The 17,727-nt window shown below is 33.3% G+C and carries 20 protein-coding genes; 12 read left to right on the forward strand and 8 right to left on the reverse strand.

Going from position 1 to position 17,727, the window contains the following annotated elements; genetic code table 11:
• The first annotated feature begins 3 nt into the window (after window positions 1-3).
• Window positions 4-1,044 carry a glycosyltransferase family 2 protein gene (locus SPD48_RS18035; RefSeq protein ID WP_336259529.1) on the forward strand — a complete coding sequence of 347 codons (1,041 nt, stop codon included), beginning with the start codon at window positions 4-6 and terminating at the stop codon, window positions 1,042-1,044.
• Between the two features lie 113 nt (window positions 1,045-1,157).
• Here the strand turns inward: SPD48_RS18035 and SPD48_RS18040 are convergent, their stop codons facing one another.
• Genes SPD48_RS18040 through SPD48_RS18055 form a run of 4 tightly spaced genes read right to left on the reverse strand, consistent with a single transcriptional unit; the run spans window position 1,158 to window position 5,905 of the window.
• Window positions 1,158-2,555, reverse strand: coding sequence for a lipopolysaccharide biosynthesis protein (locus SPD48_RS18040; RefSeq protein ID WP_336259530.1), 1,398 nt, complete (start codon window positions 2,553-2,555; stop codon window positions 1,158-1,160).
• Window positions 2,556-2,569: 14 nt separating this feature from the next.
• Window positions 2,570-3,643 carry a polysaccharide pyruvyl transferase family protein gene (locus SPD48_RS18045; protein ID WP_336259531.1) on the reverse strand — a complete coding sequence of 358 codons (1,074 nt, stop codon included), beginning with the start codon at window positions 3,641-3,643 and terminating at the stop codon, window positions 2,570-2,572.
• Between the two features lie 17 nt (window positions 3,644-3,660).
• Entirely contained in the window at window positions 3,661-4,695 is a 1,035-nt protein-coding gene (locus SPD48_RS18050; protein ID WP_336259532.1) for a glycosyltransferase family 2 protein, read from the reverse strand.
• Window positions 4,688-5,905 (reverse strand): O-antigen ligase family protein, encoded by a 1,218-nt coding sequence (locus tag SPD48_RS18055; protein ID WP_336259533.1) that lies wholly within the window; start codon window positions 5,903-5,905, stop codon window positions 4,688-4,690. Before SPD48_RS18055 ends, SPD48_RS18050 begins: the two co-directional genes overlap by 8 nt.
• Before the next feature lie 146 nt (window positions 5,906-6,051).
• Between SPD48_RS18055 and SPD48_RS18060 the strand changes: the two genes are divergently transcribed.
• Entirely contained in the window at window positions 6,052-7,185 is a 1,134-nt protein-coding gene (locus SPD48_RS18060; RefSeq protein WP_336259534.1) for a glycosyltransferase family 4 protein, read from the forward strand.
• A gap of 130 nt (window positions 7,186-7,315) precedes the next feature.
• On the forward strand, window positions 7,316-8,365 hold the full coding sequence (locus SPD48_RS18065; protein ID WP_336259535.1) for a glycosyltransferase family 4 protein: 1,050 nt from the start codon (window positions 7,316-7,318) through the stop codon (window positions 8,363-8,365).
• Between the two features lie 58 nt (window positions 8,366-8,423).
• On the opposite strand, the gene SPD48_RS18070 is transcribed toward SPD48_RS18065, so the two are convergent.
• Complete coding sequence (locus SPD48_RS18070; RefSeq protein WP_336259536.1) at window positions 8,424-9,476, reverse strand: LCP family protein; 1,053 nt, start codon at window positions 9,474-9,476, stop codon at window positions 8,424-8,426.
• Window positions 9,477-9,718: 242 nt separating this feature from the next.
• On the opposite strand from SPD48_RS18070, the gene SPD48_RS18075 reads away from it, so the two are divergent.
• On the forward strand, window positions 9,719-10,450 hold the full coding sequence (locus tag SPD48_RS18075) for a WecB/TagA/CpsF family glycosyltransferase (RefSeq protein ID WP_336259537.1): 732 nt from the start codon (window positions 9,719-9,721) through the stop codon (window positions 10,448-10,450).
• Between the two features lie 508 nt (window positions 10,451-10,958).
• Here SPD48_RS18075 and SPD48_RS18080 read toward each other — a convergent pair.
• From SPD48_RS18080 to SPD48_RS18085, 3 genes are all read right to left on the reverse strand, one after another.
• Window positions 10,959-11,798 carry a hypothetical protein gene (locus SPD48_RS18080; protein WP_336259538.1) on the reverse strand — a complete coding sequence of 280 codons (840 nt, stop codon included), beginning with the start codon at window positions 11,796-11,798 and terminating at the stop codon, window positions 10,959-10,961.
• A 159-nt stretch (window positions 11,799-11,957) separates the two neighbouring features.
• Complete coding sequence (locus SPD48_RS19990) at window positions 11,958-12,095, reverse strand: polysaccharide deacetylase family protein (protein ID WP_442962173.1); 138 nt, start codon at window positions 12,093-12,095, stop codon at window positions 11,958-11,960.
• A 282-nt stretch (window positions 12,096-12,377) separates the two neighbouring features.
• Window positions 12,378-12,959: a YusW family protein gene (locus tag SPD48_RS18085; protein ID WP_336259539.1), complete on the reverse strand. Its 582-nt coding sequence runs from the start codon at window positions 12,957-12,959 to the stop codon at window positions 12,378-12,380.
• Window positions 12,960-13,256: 297 nt separating this feature from the next.
• Between SPD48_RS18085 and SPD48_RS18090 the strand changes: the two genes are divergently transcribed.
• From SPD48_RS18090 to SPD48_RS18125, 8 genes are all read left to right on the forward strand, one after another.
• Window positions 13,257-13,481: a DUF1659 domain-containing protein gene (locus SPD48_RS18090; RefSeq protein WP_336259540.1), complete on the forward strand. Its 225-nt coding sequence runs from the start codon at window positions 13,257-13,259 to the stop codon at window positions 13,479-13,481.
• A 39-nt stretch (window positions 13,482-13,520) separates the two neighbouring features.
• Window positions 13,521-13,745 carry a DUF2922 domain-containing protein gene (locus SPD48_RS18095; protein WP_336259541.1) on the forward strand — a complete coding sequence of 75 codons (225 nt, stop codon included), beginning with the start codon at window positions 13,521-13,523 and terminating at the stop codon, window positions 13,743-13,745.
• A 119-nt stretch (window positions 13,746-13,864) separates the two neighbouring features.
• The gene (locus SPD48_RS18100; protein ID WP_336259542.1) at window positions 13,865-13,999 is read left to right on the forward strand and encodes a YvrJ family protein; all 135 of its coding nucleotides are present in this window, start codon (window positions 13,865-13,867) and stop codon (window positions 13,997-13,999) included.
• Window positions 14,000-14,400: 401 nt separating this feature from the next.
• Entirely contained in the window at window positions 14,401-15,114 is a 714-nt protein-coding gene (locus SPD48_RS18105; protein ID WP_336259543.1) for a GNAT family N-acetyltransferase, read from the forward strand.
• 78 nt (window positions 15,115-15,192) lie between these two features.
• The gene (locus SPD48_RS18110; protein WP_336259544.1) at window positions 15,193-15,705 is read left to right on the forward strand and encodes a GNAT family N-acetyltransferase; all 513 of its coding nucleotides are present in this window, start codon (window positions 15,193-15,195) and stop codon (window positions 15,703-15,705) included.
• A gap of 83 nt (window positions 15,706-15,788) precedes the next feature.
• Window positions 15,789-16,088, forward strand: coding sequence for a TIGR04104 family putative zinc finger protein (locus SPD48_RS18115; protein WP_336259545.1), 300 nt, complete (start codon window positions 15,789-15,791; stop codon window positions 16,086-16,088).
• Window positions 16,089-16,528: 440 nt separating this feature from the next.
• Entirely contained in the window at window positions 16,529-16,759 is a 231-nt protein-coding gene (locus tag SPD48_RS18120; protein WP_336259546.1) for a hypothetical protein, read from the forward strand.
• Between the two features lie 243 nt (window positions 16,760-17,002).
• Window positions 17,003-17,689, forward strand: coding sequence for a YjjG family noncanonical pyrimidine nucleotidase (locus SPD48_RS18125; protein ID WP_336259547.1), 687 nt, complete (start codon window positions 17,003-17,005; stop codon window positions 17,687-17,689).
• The last annotated feature ends 38 nt before the right edge of the window (window positions 17,690-17,727 follow it).

Below are 17,727 nucleotides of genomic sequence, written 5' to 3' on the forward strand. Positions count from 1 at the left end.
AAGATGGGAAAGGTATCAATAATTATTCCAGTTTTTAATACGGAAGAATATGTTGAAGATTGTATAAATTCGGCATTGAAACAGACTTATAACAATACAGAGATAATAGTAGTTAATGATGGAAGTAATATAGTCTGTACGAGTTTACTACATGCATTAAAAAAGAGAGATGAAAGAATTCAACTATATCATTTACCGAAACATAGAGGCGTAGGATTTGCGCGAAATTTTGGAGTTCAACAAGCGACTGGTGACTACATTTACTTTTTAGACAGTGATGATTATATACCTTCCGAGACTATTGAACTATTAGTGAGTAATATAGGGAATCATCAGATAATTAAAGGGGAAATAAAAATAACGGACTTAAGTAGCAGTTTTTCCATTACGTTTCGAGGCTTGTTTAAGCCAAAAGCATATATGGAAGATCGATTTCAATTAATTAACAATAACTCGGTTTTGAATATTTTATTTAACAGAGAATTGATTGTAAATCAACGTATAAAATTTGCTAACGATTTGAACAGCTATACGGATTTACAATTTTCATTTAAGGCATTTGAAAAAGTTAGTAATGTACTATATTTAGAGGAAGCGATCTATTTTCATAGAGAGCGGAATGACTCACGTTCCAATCCATCAATTAGCCAGACGGATTCACGTGAGAGGATTGAAGAGTTTCTGTTAGCTTATACTGATTTAAAGTTTGACTTGGTTGAAGAGGAAGCACATCATGGATTGGATCGAAACTTGTTAGAGTTTTATCAGAATGAAATTATCGGTTATTTTTATGATAATGATAATATTAATGCCATTTTCCCTGCTTTATATAAAGCAATGTTACTATTGGATAAGCAAGTTCTTGAACGCTATGATAGGACATTAAATAAAGAGATTCAGATCATTGTAAGCGGCAATATGTATAAATTTAAGGATCATTCGAAGCGCCATCATTTATTAAGAGATATTCGCGAAGGGGAAAGAAAAGATCGAAAGCGATTAATATATCGGACGATTTTCACGAAGTCTCCAATAAATGAATAACTTTCTGAGAAATTGTTACGAAAAAAGTATACAAGCTTATTCGGGTGAAGCGGACGGCAGTATTAATGGAACTACTTATTATAAGCCGCAACGATTAGAAAACAGATATAAGTTTATCTCTTGAAGATGGCGAACCAAATAGAGGCTATTAATTTTCGGTTATATATAAAGAATAGTAAGACACTGCCTACAATGCTGACGGCTAATGTGAAATTTTGTGCATAGAACGGTATAAATAAGGCGATGAACATAAGAGAAAATAGAATTAAAAAATCCCATTTATTAAAAGTAATGGTGAATAGTTCTTTTGCGACTCGGACCCGAATGATCCAAGTTAAGAAGAAGGCAATTAAAGTTGAAATAGCGACGGCATACAGACCCAGATAGTGAATTAATAATATATTCAATACTAAATTAACGACTGCTCCTACTATTGAGGTAGATAAAATGGCAGTCGTTTTTTTGGCTCCATGAAATCCAGCGGACCAAAATAATGCCAGTGAGTGAAAAAGTGTTGCAACCAGAACGAATCCACTATATTTCCATGCTTCAAAAAATTCATTCCCTATAAAAATACGAATAGCCGGTTTTGCAACTAAGATTAAACATATAACAGAAGTTGCCATAAGCCGAAAATAGTATTCATATGTTTTTGAAAAAAATGAATCTTTATCCTTAGCTTGAAATGAAAGGATAGCACTGTCCTTCCAAGCTAAAGAAAAGACTGAGTTGATGATTAAGAGAACTGCAGGGATCTTAATCGCAATCGCGTAAATTCCATTTGCAGAAACGCCTAAAAAAGTCGCAATGATCCATCTATCTGCCATCGTCATGACCCACCAGCTTGCTGCAGCTGGAATGATTGGTATCGCGTATGCCATATAGTCCTTAAGCAACTTACTGGAAACACTGCTGGTAAGGAGATATTGCAAAAAAATCATGCGATAGCAAGCGAGAATAATGATACATATACCCGCGATACTATGTGCATAAAATAGAGCCTCGATACCTAGTTTGAAATAGAGGATAAAAAGTAAATTTAAACTTATTACGATGAATGTCTGAATAATTCCTAATGACGCAAATAATCGATTATGTCCTAGACCGCGCGCACATTGTTGCACAAAACTACTAAAAATCATCACATTAAGCAATAAGAGAGCTTCCCATTTATAAGAAAAATTACTAATGTAAAATACCAAGATTGCAAGCAAATTAAACAGAAGTGAATGCCGTAAAACTTGAAAAAACCCGGTCGATATGATTGTTTGCTTTGAATAATTTGTTTGCTTATCAAGAAGCCAACGATAGGTAGCAGCTGTTAGTTCAAATGTAATAAATGGGATGAGTAAAGTAATCGTTGTAATAGCTAAATCCCATGTTCCAAAATCTTTTGGAGTAAAATATCGGGTATATAACGGCAGCATGAGAAAGGTTAATGTAGATGACCCGAAATTGGCAATTCCGTATAGGATTGTGTCGTTTAATAATTTCTCTTTCTTATTCATCATACAAACCCTCAACATTAATTTAAAAATTGATCGAGCATGTCAAACTGCTTGTCTGCACTTTGGATAAAATTGTGGATATCTATTGGTTCTTGATGAAATGTTTCTGTTACTTGTGACGGAGAAACGCAATCGATGTTTTGTACCGTCGAATACAAATTCGGAAACTCTATATCTTCTAACACCGTCTTCATTTTTTCACTATAAATAATTGGAAACACCGGCTTATGAAAGACCAATCCAAGAATCATTGCGTGAAATCGTGTCGCAATGATGGCAGATGATTCACTAATTAATTCAATAGCGGACGGCAAATGAGTTGTATACTGGTACGTTTGAATCTGATGATGCCATTGTTTCGGGATGATTGAGAGAATCGTATCAATAGCGAGATCATCTTTCTCCTCTTTGCAAAATCCCATGAGAATAACGTTGTATCCTTCTTTGATTGATTGGATTATTATCGTAGCTATTGCATGAAAGTATAGGTTATCGAATGATTTTAAATTGTTTCGGACGGACGGATAAATGACAGAAATAACAAGTTGATTTTTCTCTTCAACCTTGTATGTAGCATTTGAAAATTGAAAAACAATATCTGCAGCCTGTCGAATATTTTGAAAATCAGAAAAAAGTGCTTTTGAATAGTTGTCTCTAAAGCAGATATCTGTTATTCCTTGAAATAATGTTTTATACGTATTTAAAAACTCCTGGCTGTGGTAAGGTCCGAAATTTGCCCCCAATACGAAAAATGATGAATGACAATGTTTCATAGAATCAAAGTTCCGAGCTTCTGCTTTCCAATTGTCTTGTTCCATGAAGAGTGATCCTCCAATATAAATACCAATTTCACAGTCCCTGGCAATTTGTTCACGGATAACATACTCCTTTTGATATGGTTTTAAAGTAGTATGCACCAATTTATTTAAAAAACGATCATTTGGTACAATATGTAAGTTATGAAGATATGAAAAAGTTTGTTGGTATGTTTTTGGAGCATAACAAATAAATTTTGTATTTGGATATCTAGTGCACAATATATGTATGAAAAGGTCATCTCCTAAGTTATTTGCAGTATACGCATAGAGCATTACTTTTTTGATTCCTCTCACCTCGCATTTAAACGCTTCAGCATCCTAAAAACGCTTTTAAATGTATGACGTAAGTATTCTTTTGTTCTCATGAAGAAGTAAATATTTTCGTATGATTTTTTTCGGATAAGATAGCTAATAATTTTCGCTTGTCGACTATCAGTAAAATAAGGAAGTTGCTCTTGAATGATTGGATAATCCAACATTACATACAATTGCTTTTTTTGTTCTTCTTTATCGTATGGACTGTCTCGGTGAAATAGATTAGTCATAGAGTTAATAAGAGCATTTGAATAAATTGTTTCTAAATATAAGTGGTTTTCTGCTGTTAAGCTGTTATTCTCGGATAAAAATGCTTTTATTTTTTGATAGAGTTCTCTATTTATTTTATACATATCAGGAGTATAGGTATTTGTAAGAGAATCTTGATTTTGCTGATACATATAAAAGGATTCTTCAATAACATATACAGAGGAACAATGCTGTAAAAATGTTAAGTTAAAGAGCAAGTCTTCACCAAGTGAATAAGATTCCGGAAAACGGATGTGTTTTTCTTTAATATTTTTAAGGCGATACATCTTATTACATGGAGACGGTAAAATTATCTCTTTATAAAGTTGACCAACATAGTTTAAAAAAGTTTCCTGATCAAAGTATCCGTTAATTGAAGGAAGAAACGTATTGTTTATTGTTTCATATCCACAAATAGCAAGGTCGGCACGAGTGTTTTCCAATGAAGATACAAGATTCTCAATCATTGTTTGTTTAATTTGATCATCTGCATCGACAAATTGAATATATGTCCCATTTGCTATTTCGATTCCTCGATTTCGAGCGGCTGCCGGGCCGCGATTCTCTTGGTTAACAACAATGATACGAGCATCTTTTACTTTTAGTTCTTCACAAATCTCGTCGCTCCCATCTGTTGAACCGTCATTAACTAAAATGATTTCTATATTTTTATATGATTGGTTTTGTATACTGGTTAAACAGGTTTCTAAGTACTTTTTTGCGTTATAAATTGGTACAACGACGGAAACTTTCTTACTCATTTTGATTCAACCTCGATTTTCCCTCTATTCCGGCTATATAAATTAGAATACCTATATATGTCATTACTGAAGGTGCGAATAAAACATGACCTGCTACAAAGGAAATGCCTGCACAAAGTCCAATTGTTAGCAATAGTAGTATATAAGAAATAGACCGTTTATATGTAAGAATCTGGTTAAGTAAAAAAGGAAGAGGGAGTAATAATAGTATTGTTCCAATTACTCCGTAGCTGAAAAACAAATCATAAAAGTCCATTTCAATCATTTTCGGATGTGTTTTATAATCCCCTGCATATCCTAACCCAAAGATTTTTCGAATGAATGAAGCATTGAGATAATTTTCTTTTGTTTCGTTTAAATAAACATCTCTTGAACTCAATAATTGAGTGATTTTCTCTTCTTGTTTGATTTCCTCTGTTTGTTCAGGTGGATCTACGTAAGTAAACTTATTCGTCATAACTGGCGAAAAGGGTAAAACAAAAAGCCATAATACGATCACTATCCAAAAAGGTAAATTGCTTTTTAGTTGTTTAGTGTAAAATATAGAGATGATATACATCGTAATAATGATTACTCCGCCATAAAATGCTGCCTTTGTTCCTATCATTGGTAATACGGACAAAAGAGCAGTTAATACAAGGATCGTTAAAGGAGATTTTTCATAATGATAGTGAATAATCGATAGAGTAAGTAAAATAATAACAATTACACTTAGTTCGTTTGCCGAATGAAACCATCCAGAAAAGCCTGTTTTTACATATGAATAACTTTTAATATTAGTATTTGTCAGTATGGCTATCCAAAAAGATGCTCCAATAATTATAGAAGCATATCCAGATGCTCTTAAAAGAACGTCTTTATTAATAAACTTCTTTCTTTTAAGCAGAAGTAGCACGGTGAAAATAATAACGAGAAAATAGGCTGTTTTAATACTAAAATTGATTTCACTCGTAAGTAAAAAGGGTTGTTTAATTAAATAATTAATGATAAATGTTAACATTATGCATAAAAAAGGCAGTAGAAAAATAATTGTATAAATAAATTTTTTAGAAATTAAGTAGTTAAAAATGTACATAAATAAAAAGAACATGAAGCCTGTTCTTATAAGTGCACCTACTGAAAGTGGAACATGTTCAGTTAGAGATGTAAGGATATCTATTATAGGTAGTGCCACAATCAAAGTAAAAATCAATTTCTCTTTTTTCTCCATATCATCCTCGCCTGTCATTTAAAACTGTAAAAAATAGTATCGTCCATTTAAAGTTGATTTATTCAATGAGTAAGAGCTAAATTATAATCTCTCTCTTAATTGGTTATATTGATGAACAATATAAATTCCGATTGGGAGAGAAGAATATGAGAATTTTGTATTTAAATGCTGGAAACGAAACAGGAGGGGGGATGTTTCATATTTTGCATATGTTAACAAAATTTAAAGAAGACTCCACGGTTGATTGTGTATTAGGTGTGATGGAAAAGAAAGAACTTTATAAGAGGGCAATAGCTGGAAATATTTCTACTATCCATTTTGACCATACATCAAAATGGAGTATCCCTTTACTGCAAAAAATGATTCGTTTTATTAAAATAAATAAAATTACTCATGTTCACACACATGGTCCACGAGCGAATGTTTATATGAATATGATTAAGAAAAAAGTAAATATACCTTGGATTGTTACCGTCCATAGTGATCCTTTTATCGATTTTCAAGATCAGGGTATATACGGAAAACTATTAACTAAAGTACATATTCAAGCCATTAAAAATGCGGATAAAGTTATTTCTGTCAGTAACGCGATCATTTCAGATCTTTTAAATGCTGGAATCAATGAAGAAAAAATTGCTATCATTCATAATGGTATTGAATTTATGGAAGAAATAAGTACGGAGATCATGCCGGAGATTCCCGCAAATATACGTGCTGAATTAGGGTTTTCAGAGGAAGACTTTTTGTTTATTAAAGTAGCCCGTTTAGAAAGTGTAAAAGGACATAGTTTAGCTTTAAGAGCTTTTGCTCAATTATTAGATCAGATGAAGGGAAGGTTTCATCTCTTATTAATTGGAGATGGAACGATGAGGGAATCACTTGAGCAATTTGCTAAAGACTTAAACATTCAAAAAAATGTTCATTTTCTTGGGGAAAAGCAAGACATTGATCGCTATTATGAAGCTGCTGATGTTACATTACTTACATCGATTAGTGAAAGTTTTCCTTATGTATTGTTGGAATCGGCTCGTGCAAAAACTCCGATTATTTCTACCAATGTAGGAGATGTAGAAAAGTTACTATACAAAGATGAATTAGGTTGGAAAGTCGCTACTTGTGATGTAGATGGATTGGTGGAAGCAATGAAGGAAGCTGTTTATTTGCATTCAGAAGGACTTAAGATGATGGGAAAAAGATTGTATTCTTATGCATCTCATAATTTTTCATTAGATAAATGTGCCAATGAGGTTTATAATGTTTATAAAGCATGTAACAAGTAAGTGCTAATTTTTAGAATTACATCGAGAATGTTTATTCCTGTTAAGGAGAACGAATATTCATTATAAATCAATGCATATTTTCAGAACTTTTTTAGAAACTAAGTTTGAGGGATAAAATTAGAGGTGCCTTATGCTAAAATTAATATATTTATCAATCTTTTGTATGGTTTGTTCGTTTCTTATTACGCCTTTGATTATAAAATTATCTAAAAAATTTAATGCCGTAGACAAGCCAAATCAACGAAAAGTTCATGTTGGAGCTATGCCTACATTAGGTGGATTAGCTATCTTTTTTAGCTTCATTGTCGGGTTATTATTGATTCAACCTCAAAGTCCATACCATCTAGCAATTGTAATTGGTGCTTCAATCATTATTTTACTTGGCTTTTTCGATGATCTGTATCAATTAACTGCAAAGGCAAAATTTATTTTTCAAATTGCAGCAGCTTGTATTGTTGTCTTTTATGGTGGCTTGCAGGTGGAATTTATAAATTTGCCGTTCGGAGGGCAGATTGAATTTGGTTGGTTTAGTGCGGTTGTGACAATTTTTTGGATCGTTGGGATCACAAATGCGATTAACTTGATTGATGGACTAGATGGGCTTGCTGCAGGTGTTTCAGCAATTGCTTTGTTCACGATTTCAATCATGGCCATCCTCATGGGGAATGTGTATGTATTAAGCATTGCGATTATTTTATTTTGGAGTATTCTTGGGTTTTTACCATTTAATTTTTCACCTGCAAAAATATTTATGGGTGATACAGGGGCACTTTTTTTAGGATTTATGATTTCAATATTGTCGCTGCTCGGCTTTAAAAATATTACATTTATTTCTTTCATTATTCCTATCTTTATTCTTGCCGTTCCTATTTTTGATACAGTGGTAGCTATTGTTCGGCGGCTTGTTCAAGGAAGATCCATTTCAAGTCCCGATAGTTCTCACTTACATCATCGGCTTGTAAAATTAGGGATGACTCATAAACAAACGGTTTGGTTTATGTATTTATTGAGTGGAATGTTTGGATTTGCCGCAATACTATTATCCATGTCTACAATCTGGGGAACAGTCTTAATTGGTGCAATTTCACTTATAGTAATTCAAGTATTGATTGAAGTGTTGGAATTAATCGATAGTAAATTTAAGCCGTTGACTAACTTCGTTAAAAGGGTAAGAGGGTAGAACTGCGGCGACAAAAAAAGTAACTGCATCAAGAATAGGTGCAGTTACTTTTTTTAATTTAATATGTTGACTGTGCTTCTTCACTACTGCTGCTAGTTTCATCATCTTCTTCAGCAAAGTCATAACCGTAGTCTGTTATGGGTAGTTCTAAATGATCTTCTAATGTGTTAATTGTTTGAGCAAGTGAACGATCATCCAATTGCCAGTAGTAAATAGATCCCGGTTTATAGTCTTCGCCTTCGATATTAAGTGCTTCTATATCCAAATCTGTGCCATTTGTTAAGTATCCAAAGAAACTTTTCATTTCAGAAAATGTCATATTTGTTTTCAAATTTGCGCCTATTGCTTCAATTACATCATCATATTTTAAAATAGATTTTACGGATAATGTACGTTCAGCTAAAGCTTTCATAATTTCCTGTTGTCGTTTTCCTCGTTCTACATCACTATCTTTCTTTCTTGTACGTGCAAGAGCTAATGCTTCTTCTCCGTCCAACTTTTGAACTCCAGGGTATAAATGAATCGCGTTTGCCTTATCCTTAGAATCCTGTTCACTAAATTCATACGGAACATCCATTGTAATGCCATCAACTGCGTCAACTACATCCATGAATGCTTCAAAGTTTACTCGGACGTAATAATCGATGGGAATATTGAGCAAATTTTCTACTGTTTCAATCGTTGATCGGGGACCTCCATAAGCATGAGCATGGTTGATCTTTGTTTCATAACCTACTTCTGGAACATACACGTATGAATCTCTTGGAATACTGACTAATTTGATGCTTTTATCATCCTTATTTAATGTAGCTACCATAAGAGCATCGGTTCTTGCGGCATCATCAGAGCCGCGTTTTTCACTTGAATCAATCCCCATTAATAAAATAGATACATTATCGAATTTAGGATCCACATATTCTTCTCGTAAATCTGATTTATCCCGATTAATATCGTCATGTGAATCTGAAATAGCACTATCAGCTTTTGAGTATAAATGCATGAAATATGATCCTACAGCTATAATAACAATTAAAAATGGAATTAATATTTTGAATCTTCTTTTGAGAGTGCGCTTTTTCTTTTGAGCGATTCTCGAATTACTTTTAGTCATATTAGATCTCCTTCTTCCTTTTAAAAAGGATAGTTAGACATTATATTAATATTATAAAAAGCGGTAATGTGTTTTATTACAATTAGAAAAAAATGTTGTTCAATGATAATATTTATTATAATGACGAATAAACTCAATCTCTACATATTTTACTATTTTTTTGTCAATTCGTAAATAAAAATAGGTGAAAAGACAAAGATTGTTCGGTAGATGTTTGTATATTGAAGGGTAGGAATAAACTGGTGGCAAATAATGAGCGAGTACAAATAATGGATATTCCATTTGTAAATAATACGAAAGATTTATTCATAGAAAAAGAAATTAAAGAACATGTACAATTACAAAAGAAATGCTTTATTGTTACAGCAAATCCTGAAATTGTTATGGAAACAAGACGGAATAAAACATATAAAGCGATCGTACAATCTGCTGATTATGTTGTGCCTGATGGAGTGGGTATCATCCTTGCCGCTAAACATCGAAAAAACCCTTTAAAAGAACGGATAGCTGGATTTGACTTAATGAAGGATATGTTAGATCTCGCAAATGAGTCTGGTGCAAAATGTTTTTTTCTAGGTGCTTCTGAAGAGGTAAATGAGGAGGCAGTAAAAAATATTTGTACAGATTTTCCCAAACTAAAAGTAGCGGGTAGATATCACGGCTACTTTGACATCAATGATCCGGCGATTACTGAGCTCGTGCTCAAATCGGAACCTGATTTTATATTTGTTGCTTTAGGATTTCCGAAGCAAGAAGAATGGATCCATAAAAATTATCATCTGTTTTCAAAAGGAATTTTTATGGGAGTAGGTGGCAGTCTGGACGTGTTTGCAGGAAAAGTAAAGCGTGCTCCTGATTTTTGGATTAAATTAAATTTAGAGTGGTTGTACCGAATAATAAAACAGCCAGTTCGTTGGAAGCGAGTGCTACCTATTTTTAAATTTATGTGGCTTGTTTATACAAAAAGGACTTAGAACACGTTTGTAGTTTTTAATATTATTAAAGTAAAGAAGCTGGGATATAAAAAGTAACTGATTGCGCGACTTTCGTCTTGACTCGCGCAACTTTTATGCCAATTGCGCGACATTCACCTTAACATGCGCAACTTTTAGGCCGATTGTGCGACATTGACCTTAATTTGCTCAACTTTTACGCTAATTGCGCAACATTCACCTTAACATGAGCAACTTTTAGGCCGATTGCGCAACATTCACCTTAACATGCGCAACTTTTAGGCCGATTGCGCGACATTGATCTTAACATGCGCAACTTTTAGGCCGATTGCGCGACATTGATCTTAACATGCGCAACTTTTACGTCGATTGCGCGACATTCACCTTAACATGCGCAACTTTTAGGCCGATTGCGCGACATTGATCTTAACATGCTCAACTTTTAGGTCGATTGCGCGACATTCACCTTAATTTGCGCAACTTTTACGCCGATTGTGCAACATTCACCTTAACTTGTGCGACTTTTAATTTAAAGTTCCAGTTTCCTTTTTTGTTCAGGGTCAAATATTCCTAATTCACGAAATAGTTTCTCATTATCTACTCTCCAAGGATCTATAGGTGAAAGTCGAACTATAGAAATTTTTCCTACAAAACTTTCTAAATGATTATCTTTACTTACCCAATCCAACTTTATTTCAAATTCATGGAAAAATGGGAGTTCACTAACGACGTTTATGTCAGTTAATCTAATATTTTTTATTTCCTCATTAACTTTACTCCAATCCATTTGTTTAGTTGAAATATTTTTCATTATGTCTGCATCTTGCTGTTTAATTCCAGTGACAAACGCTTTCACAATATCTACTGGCTTACCAAGATTAATAAAATCTTCAAGTTTACCGGCAGCTTTATAAATCATTAATTTGTGTGACAAATCCATTTTACCTGTCAAATGAGTCGTACTTCCATAAAAGTGAACACAGAAATGCCCCGGGAAATTATTGTTTAAGGCTCCTGCACCGTGTGGCATACCATGCATAGATGCTGCAATCCAACGGGCATTTGAGATGACTATAATGGCCTTTCTTTTCCAATCCCATTTTCCGTTATATATTTCTTTCATGATTTTTGTATCATTGTCGGTAATTGGTTGGACATCAGCATGTCTGCTTCCCGCTCTTCGCTGAACTTTGAATTTCTTTCCTGTTTCCACATCCATAATTGTGAAAAAACTCCTATTTGGGATTAATTCATTTACTGTTTCCCATGGTAACATTTCGATGGAATAGCCAAATTCCTCTATACTCTTTGAATTTGGAAAGGATGTAATGACAACAGTTAACAATATCCCTTGAATGAATTGATGCATTTTTCTCACACTCGATTAAAGTTTTTTTATTACAAAGAGATGCTGAATTGGCACATAAAAATAGACATTTCAATAATTTTGTCATTCTAGTAGCCGCCAACGGGTCGAAATTATTTCGTTTTAAATCCAGCTGTTTTATTACTTTTTATCAATTTCCTCTTACAAAATGTTGTGTTTATTATAAAAGTGGTTAAATGTATGATTGCCTAGTTCATGACCTTCATTATCCTTCCGCTTAACAAAATCATGATACTTTAATACATGGGCACCCATTAAAAAAGGTTGCCTTTGAATCATGTTTTTAAAACGTTTAAAATTTGTGGTTTAAAGACCAGATGGTGTCCATCATCAAAGGTAAATGCGAAATTTTTTTTGTTAATGTTAACTTTCCAAAAAGATTTACCAGTCTTTTCATATTCTTCTCTATTTTTAATAGAACCCAATGATTGTTGGTGGATAACAAATGAAAAGTATTAAAAAAACAAAAATTATCCTACGCATTATTTATCTACTTTTAAGTTGGCATGATTCAGGAAAAAAGATAAGTGCAAACATCAACACTTATCATGAGGAAGGTAATTATTTTGTATATTCTTTTTCTGTTCCGTCTTCAAACCGTACTTTTAACTTCAAACTTTTATAATCAGGATTTAAATCGAATTCTTTAGTCACTTCTTCAATTATTTTATTAGTATCTGTATTTTGATCAAAAGTTAACTTTTCTAGTTTATCCTTTAGTTTATCGTATGCTTCTTTCCCTTCTATTTCCTCGTTAATATTTTCGTCTTTAAATTCTGCCTCTAAATAATCATCTTCTTCTTTTTCAAATTCAGCTTTATATTCTTTGTCGTTTTCGTATATGACTTTTAATTTAAATTTATGAAAGGTAAATGGAACGGTTTCATTATCTAATTTAAATTTTTCTTCGTCATATTCGTCTTTAGTTTCGTTGTTATTAGTATTGGAATCACTTGTTTCCTTACGATCGTCTTTCGTTTTATCCTCAACTGTATTTTTGACATTTTCTGCTTTGTTTTCAGCTGCATTTTTGACATTCTCCGTTTTATCTTCAGCCTTATCAGCTTTCTCCTTTGCTGTATTACACCCTTGCAGGATGGATACAGACATAACAATTAGTAAAATGAATCTTACGTATTTCATAATGCTCCTCCTCTTTCTGATCGATATAAACCGTAGCGAAAGTATTTTAAAAGTTTTCTCATGGTCCTATTTTCTATAAAAGAAGTAAAATTATTCGTTTTTACAATTTATTTTTATTAATGACAAAAAATAGGGATGGATTAGTACTGCCTTTTTGATTCAGAAGTTACAAAGCGTATGGATCATGGTAACGGGAAAAGCGGAACCTTCAAACAAGGATCGACGATTTTATTTGATATTTATCACACCTTTTCTTTCTGACTAACGATTGTAGGGTTGAAAGCGAGGTGATGAGGAATGGCAGTAAGCAGGATTATTCGTTCCCAATTGCGTCTTGCCTTAGATAATGGAGTTCATCCAACATCAGGCAATGTCATTATTAAAGTAAAATCGTTTAACAACGTGAAGACGGACGCAACAGCAGATCAATTGTACGATGTAGCCCATGCATTGGCAGAGTTACAGACATTGCCACTTTATGGAGTTGAGCGTTCAGACAGCTCAGAAATCTCCCAGTTTTAAGGCAGAGGTGAAATCAATTAAACAGGAAGGAGGATAAAGATGAAGAGATTAGAACTTATTTTTGAAAACGAGGAAGGAAAGTCAGTTACGTATACACTTGACAGTCCGGTTGATCCAGCTGACCCTGAAGCGGTAAATGCAGCTATGGATGAAGTGATTTCACAAAATTGCTTCGGCTCAACTGGAGGAGATCTTGTTGCGAAAAAGGGAGCTAGAATTGTTGAGCGTAAGGTAACAGATATTGATATTGGAATTGAGGGATAAGCAGACATTAGAAAAGTATATCTTCTAATGGGGAGCTAGGAAACTCAATATGTTTGAATAAAACAGACCAGGGTCACGATCACTCTGGTCTGTTTTTAATAAAGTGAGGAGGAACTAATATGGAAACATGGGTGACATTTATAACAGAACTCAGTTTTCCTATTGCGATTACATTTTATTTACTACATCGTATTGAAGGAAAACTTGATGTGCTGAATGAATCAATCCGTTTGTTACCAGAGAAGATGAAATAGAAAAAACGTCTGCTCGTTCGACCCCGTTTTCGTGCGAATAAACATTTGCGTACTCGGGGTCTTTTCATGCCCAAATCCTTGTCAGTCCAGAATTTCTTCTGTTTTCTTTTCAACCTTCTTGTAAAACTTTTCTAAAAAAGATGTAGTTATGTTTGCAAAATTTCCTTCACTATTTAGCAGAATGGACTATATCCATAAAAAAAATGACACCATCATTAGTAATAGTATTGTCTTTTGGTCTGAATATTTACGTGATCTAGCATAAAAAAAGGCGATAAATTAATTCGAGCTGAAAACAAACTTTCAAGGGAAAAGATTTTAATGGTAAAATAGGTAATACAAAGAACTTGTAACGGGTTAAATGATTGAATAATTATAATGTGATTGGAGGAATGGATTATATGGGGGAAAATTCGGAGTTGAAAAAAGTTGTAGATTTTTTTGTTCAAGGTGAGTATTACTGTAGTCGCCAACCTGGTTCCAAAGTAAATGAATACGAATCTATAAAACATCTTGCTTTTGGTAAAAATGTTGCTGGCAGAACTGATGAATTTATCGTTTATAATTCAAATCCCGCTCACGTTATGTATACCATAAATAAACTAGACATAAAAAAAGACTATTGGATTACTGTATTATCTGATAAAGAACCAAATAATTATGTAGCTGAGGGATATACCATCAAAAGTACAGAGTTTCTTATGATTTTAAATTTGGATAACTGGTCTGTTGAAACAGAAAACAAGACCATCAAATGCGTGAAAACGGAGGAAGAATCACAACGTATCAATCACTTTTTCAATAAGCCTGTAATCGATCTTAAAAGATTAAATGATCCAAATCTGTATTTTTACGTGATTGAGGAAAACGGTCATCCCACATCTCATGGAAGCTATGCACTACTGGATAAAACCGTGTTTTTAGATAATGTATTTACTTCGAAGGTACATAGGGGTAAAGGAATGGCCAAAGCACTTTGCGGAAAAATGCTTATTGATGCCAAACAGGAAGGCGCTGTTCAGAGTGTACTTATTTCTAGTCTGATGGGGCATCCTTTATATCTAAAAATGGGTTATCAGGATGTATCAAAAATGTGGGTGCTTGAAAAAAATTAAATAATTGAGCTCGGTTGTTTAAAGGTCATTGTGGAACATTAATGGTTTAGGGGAATATTTCTGATTGGAGTTTGTGTAATGCATATAAAAACAAAAAGGTTATTGATCCGAGAATTTGAATTGAAAGATTGGCAAGCTGTATATGAGTATACGTCAGATATTAATGTTATGAAGTATATACCTGAAGGGATTTTTACTGAAGAAGATGCAAAAGAGTTTGTAAATAAAAACACAGGTGATAATGCTGATAAATTTCCTGTAGTATTACTAGATGAAGATATTGTTATCGGGCATATTATTTTTGAAAAATATTTTGGTGAGCATACCTATGAGATTGGATGGGTTTTTAACTCAAAATACCAAAATAGAGGATATGCTTCTGAAGCAGCAAAGGCCCTCTTGGAATATGGTTTTAAAGAAATGAACTTACATAGGATTATAGCTAATTGTCAGCCTGAGAATATTCCATCATACCGAGTTATGGAGAAGATTGGAATGAGGAGAGAAGGCTTTTTTAAAAAATGTATTCCAAAAGATAATGAATGGTGGGATGAATATTATTACGCTATTTTAGAAGAGGAGTTCAAATGAACTTTAAAGAATTTTTCAGATATTTGTCTTTAGACAAAAGGGTTTAATTTATTGAGTCATTTGCAAAACAAGGAGTGAATAAAATGCCAACTTGTCAGAACTGCCACAATAAATGGAGTTGGAAACAAACCTTTAAGGGGTCTTTTACATTAGGTGGTGGAATGACCTGTCCTTATTGTAAAGAAAAACAATATCTAACTGCTCGCATGAGGAAAAGAAGTACTTTAATTCCTTTTGTAATAGTCGCCATAATAATGCTGGGTAATCTTTTCTTGGGTCCTTCATATGTATCCATATTTGCACTTTTAGTCTTGCTTCCATCAGTTTTTATAATTAATCCTTTTTTTGTTGAACTGTCAAATGAAGAAGAACCTCTTTTTTAGGCATTCTTTCAGGAAACGGGTGCAATTGTTTAATAAGGGATTGCACCCTTTATCGCATATAAGGATATAGTTGGTATAGTCTTCTTCTCACTAGGTGGAAATCTTGTTGCGATAAATTGACCTTGAATCGTTGAGGGTAAAGATAATGAAAGGTGGAAATATGAAGTATTTCGATTTTGTAATGGGTGTTTTTCAGTTTCTTTCATTGTGGTTAGTTTGTTTGATTTTTATTAGAATGATACATAGATACGGACAGAAGTATACTTCGGAAAAAACTTGGAAAAAAGATATTATAATTTCGCTAATTCAATGTATTGTAATTATATTTACTTTAGTTCTACTTAGTAGATTTATGCAAAGTTAAAAGCTGATTCTTTGGCATTCATCAACTTTCAGGAGAACTGAGGTAGAAAGTAACCTATAAAAAATGGGGTGTTAAAATGAAATTGTTACTTTGGTTAGCGGTTGGTTTTATCGTAGTAGGATTTTTTGTCCTTATTTCAATGAAAAAAAGCATGGAGGCAAGAGTTGCTTTAGCAATAGAAAACAAGGACAGTATGGAAGGCAAACAGACATCAACTAAACTCGTTATTTGGTGGATAGTAGGAGCGACGGTGTGGGGATTAGTAAGTATGTTTTTAGTCGTGTGGTCTTTTTATATTTATGTGTAAATGATGGGTGCAATGGAGATTGACTGGGGTAAATAATTCATTTTTGCGATACTCCATATTTAAGCAATCGGGCGCGATTGTGTAACAAAAAAGATACAAAAGATATGAGAGCCCCCCCCCGCTTTCTAGCGAAAGGATCTTAATGGTAAAATAGGGGGTGAAGAACTAGTATTCAACAAATGGTTTCTTTTCAGGCAGGATACTTTTTAGGTACCCTAAATAGTATCAGGAAGTAGGGAGAAAATGAAAAAATACGATATTATATTTTTTGATGTAGATGATACACTTTTTGATTTTACTAAGTCGGAGCAAGAGGCTTTTAATAAAGTCTTTGATAAATATAATTTATTAAATAGCTTGAAGCTGTACGAAAAAAGTTACCAAGAAATTAGTAAAGTTTTATGGAGAGATTTAGAAGATGGAAAAATGAGCCTTGTTGCACTAGGGTCAGAGAGATTTAGGAGATTATTTTTAGAACATGAACTTGATATTGACGCAGTTGTATTCAATCAAGATTATTTAAAATTTCTTGGAGTACAAACGCATCTCGTCAAAGAAGCTGAAAAAGTCATTCGTGATCTCTCGCATAAACGTTTAGCAATTATTACGAATGGTTACACAGATGTACAAAAATCAAGAATTAACAAATCTCCATTGGAAGGCGCATTTGAACATATAATTATCTCTGAATCTACTGGATTCCAAAAACCACAGACAGAAATTTTTGATTATGCTTTTAATAAGCTGCAGATTACAGATAAAGACAATGTACTTATGGTCGGTGACTCATTGACTTCCGATATTCAAGGTGGGGTTAACTATGGTATTGATACTTGTTGGTTCAATCCTAAGTACAAGGAAAACAATACCTCTCTAAAACCTACTTACGAAATAAATAAATTAGAGAGCCTGTTAGAGATCATAAAATAAGTGCTTTAAGACTAGTCTTTGTTAGCCCTTCATCAAAA

This window comes from Pseudogracilibacillus sp. SE30717A (assembly GCF_037071985.1).
Classification (GTDB): Bacteria; Bacillota; Bacilli; order Bacillales; family Amphibacillaceae; genus Pseudogracilibacillus.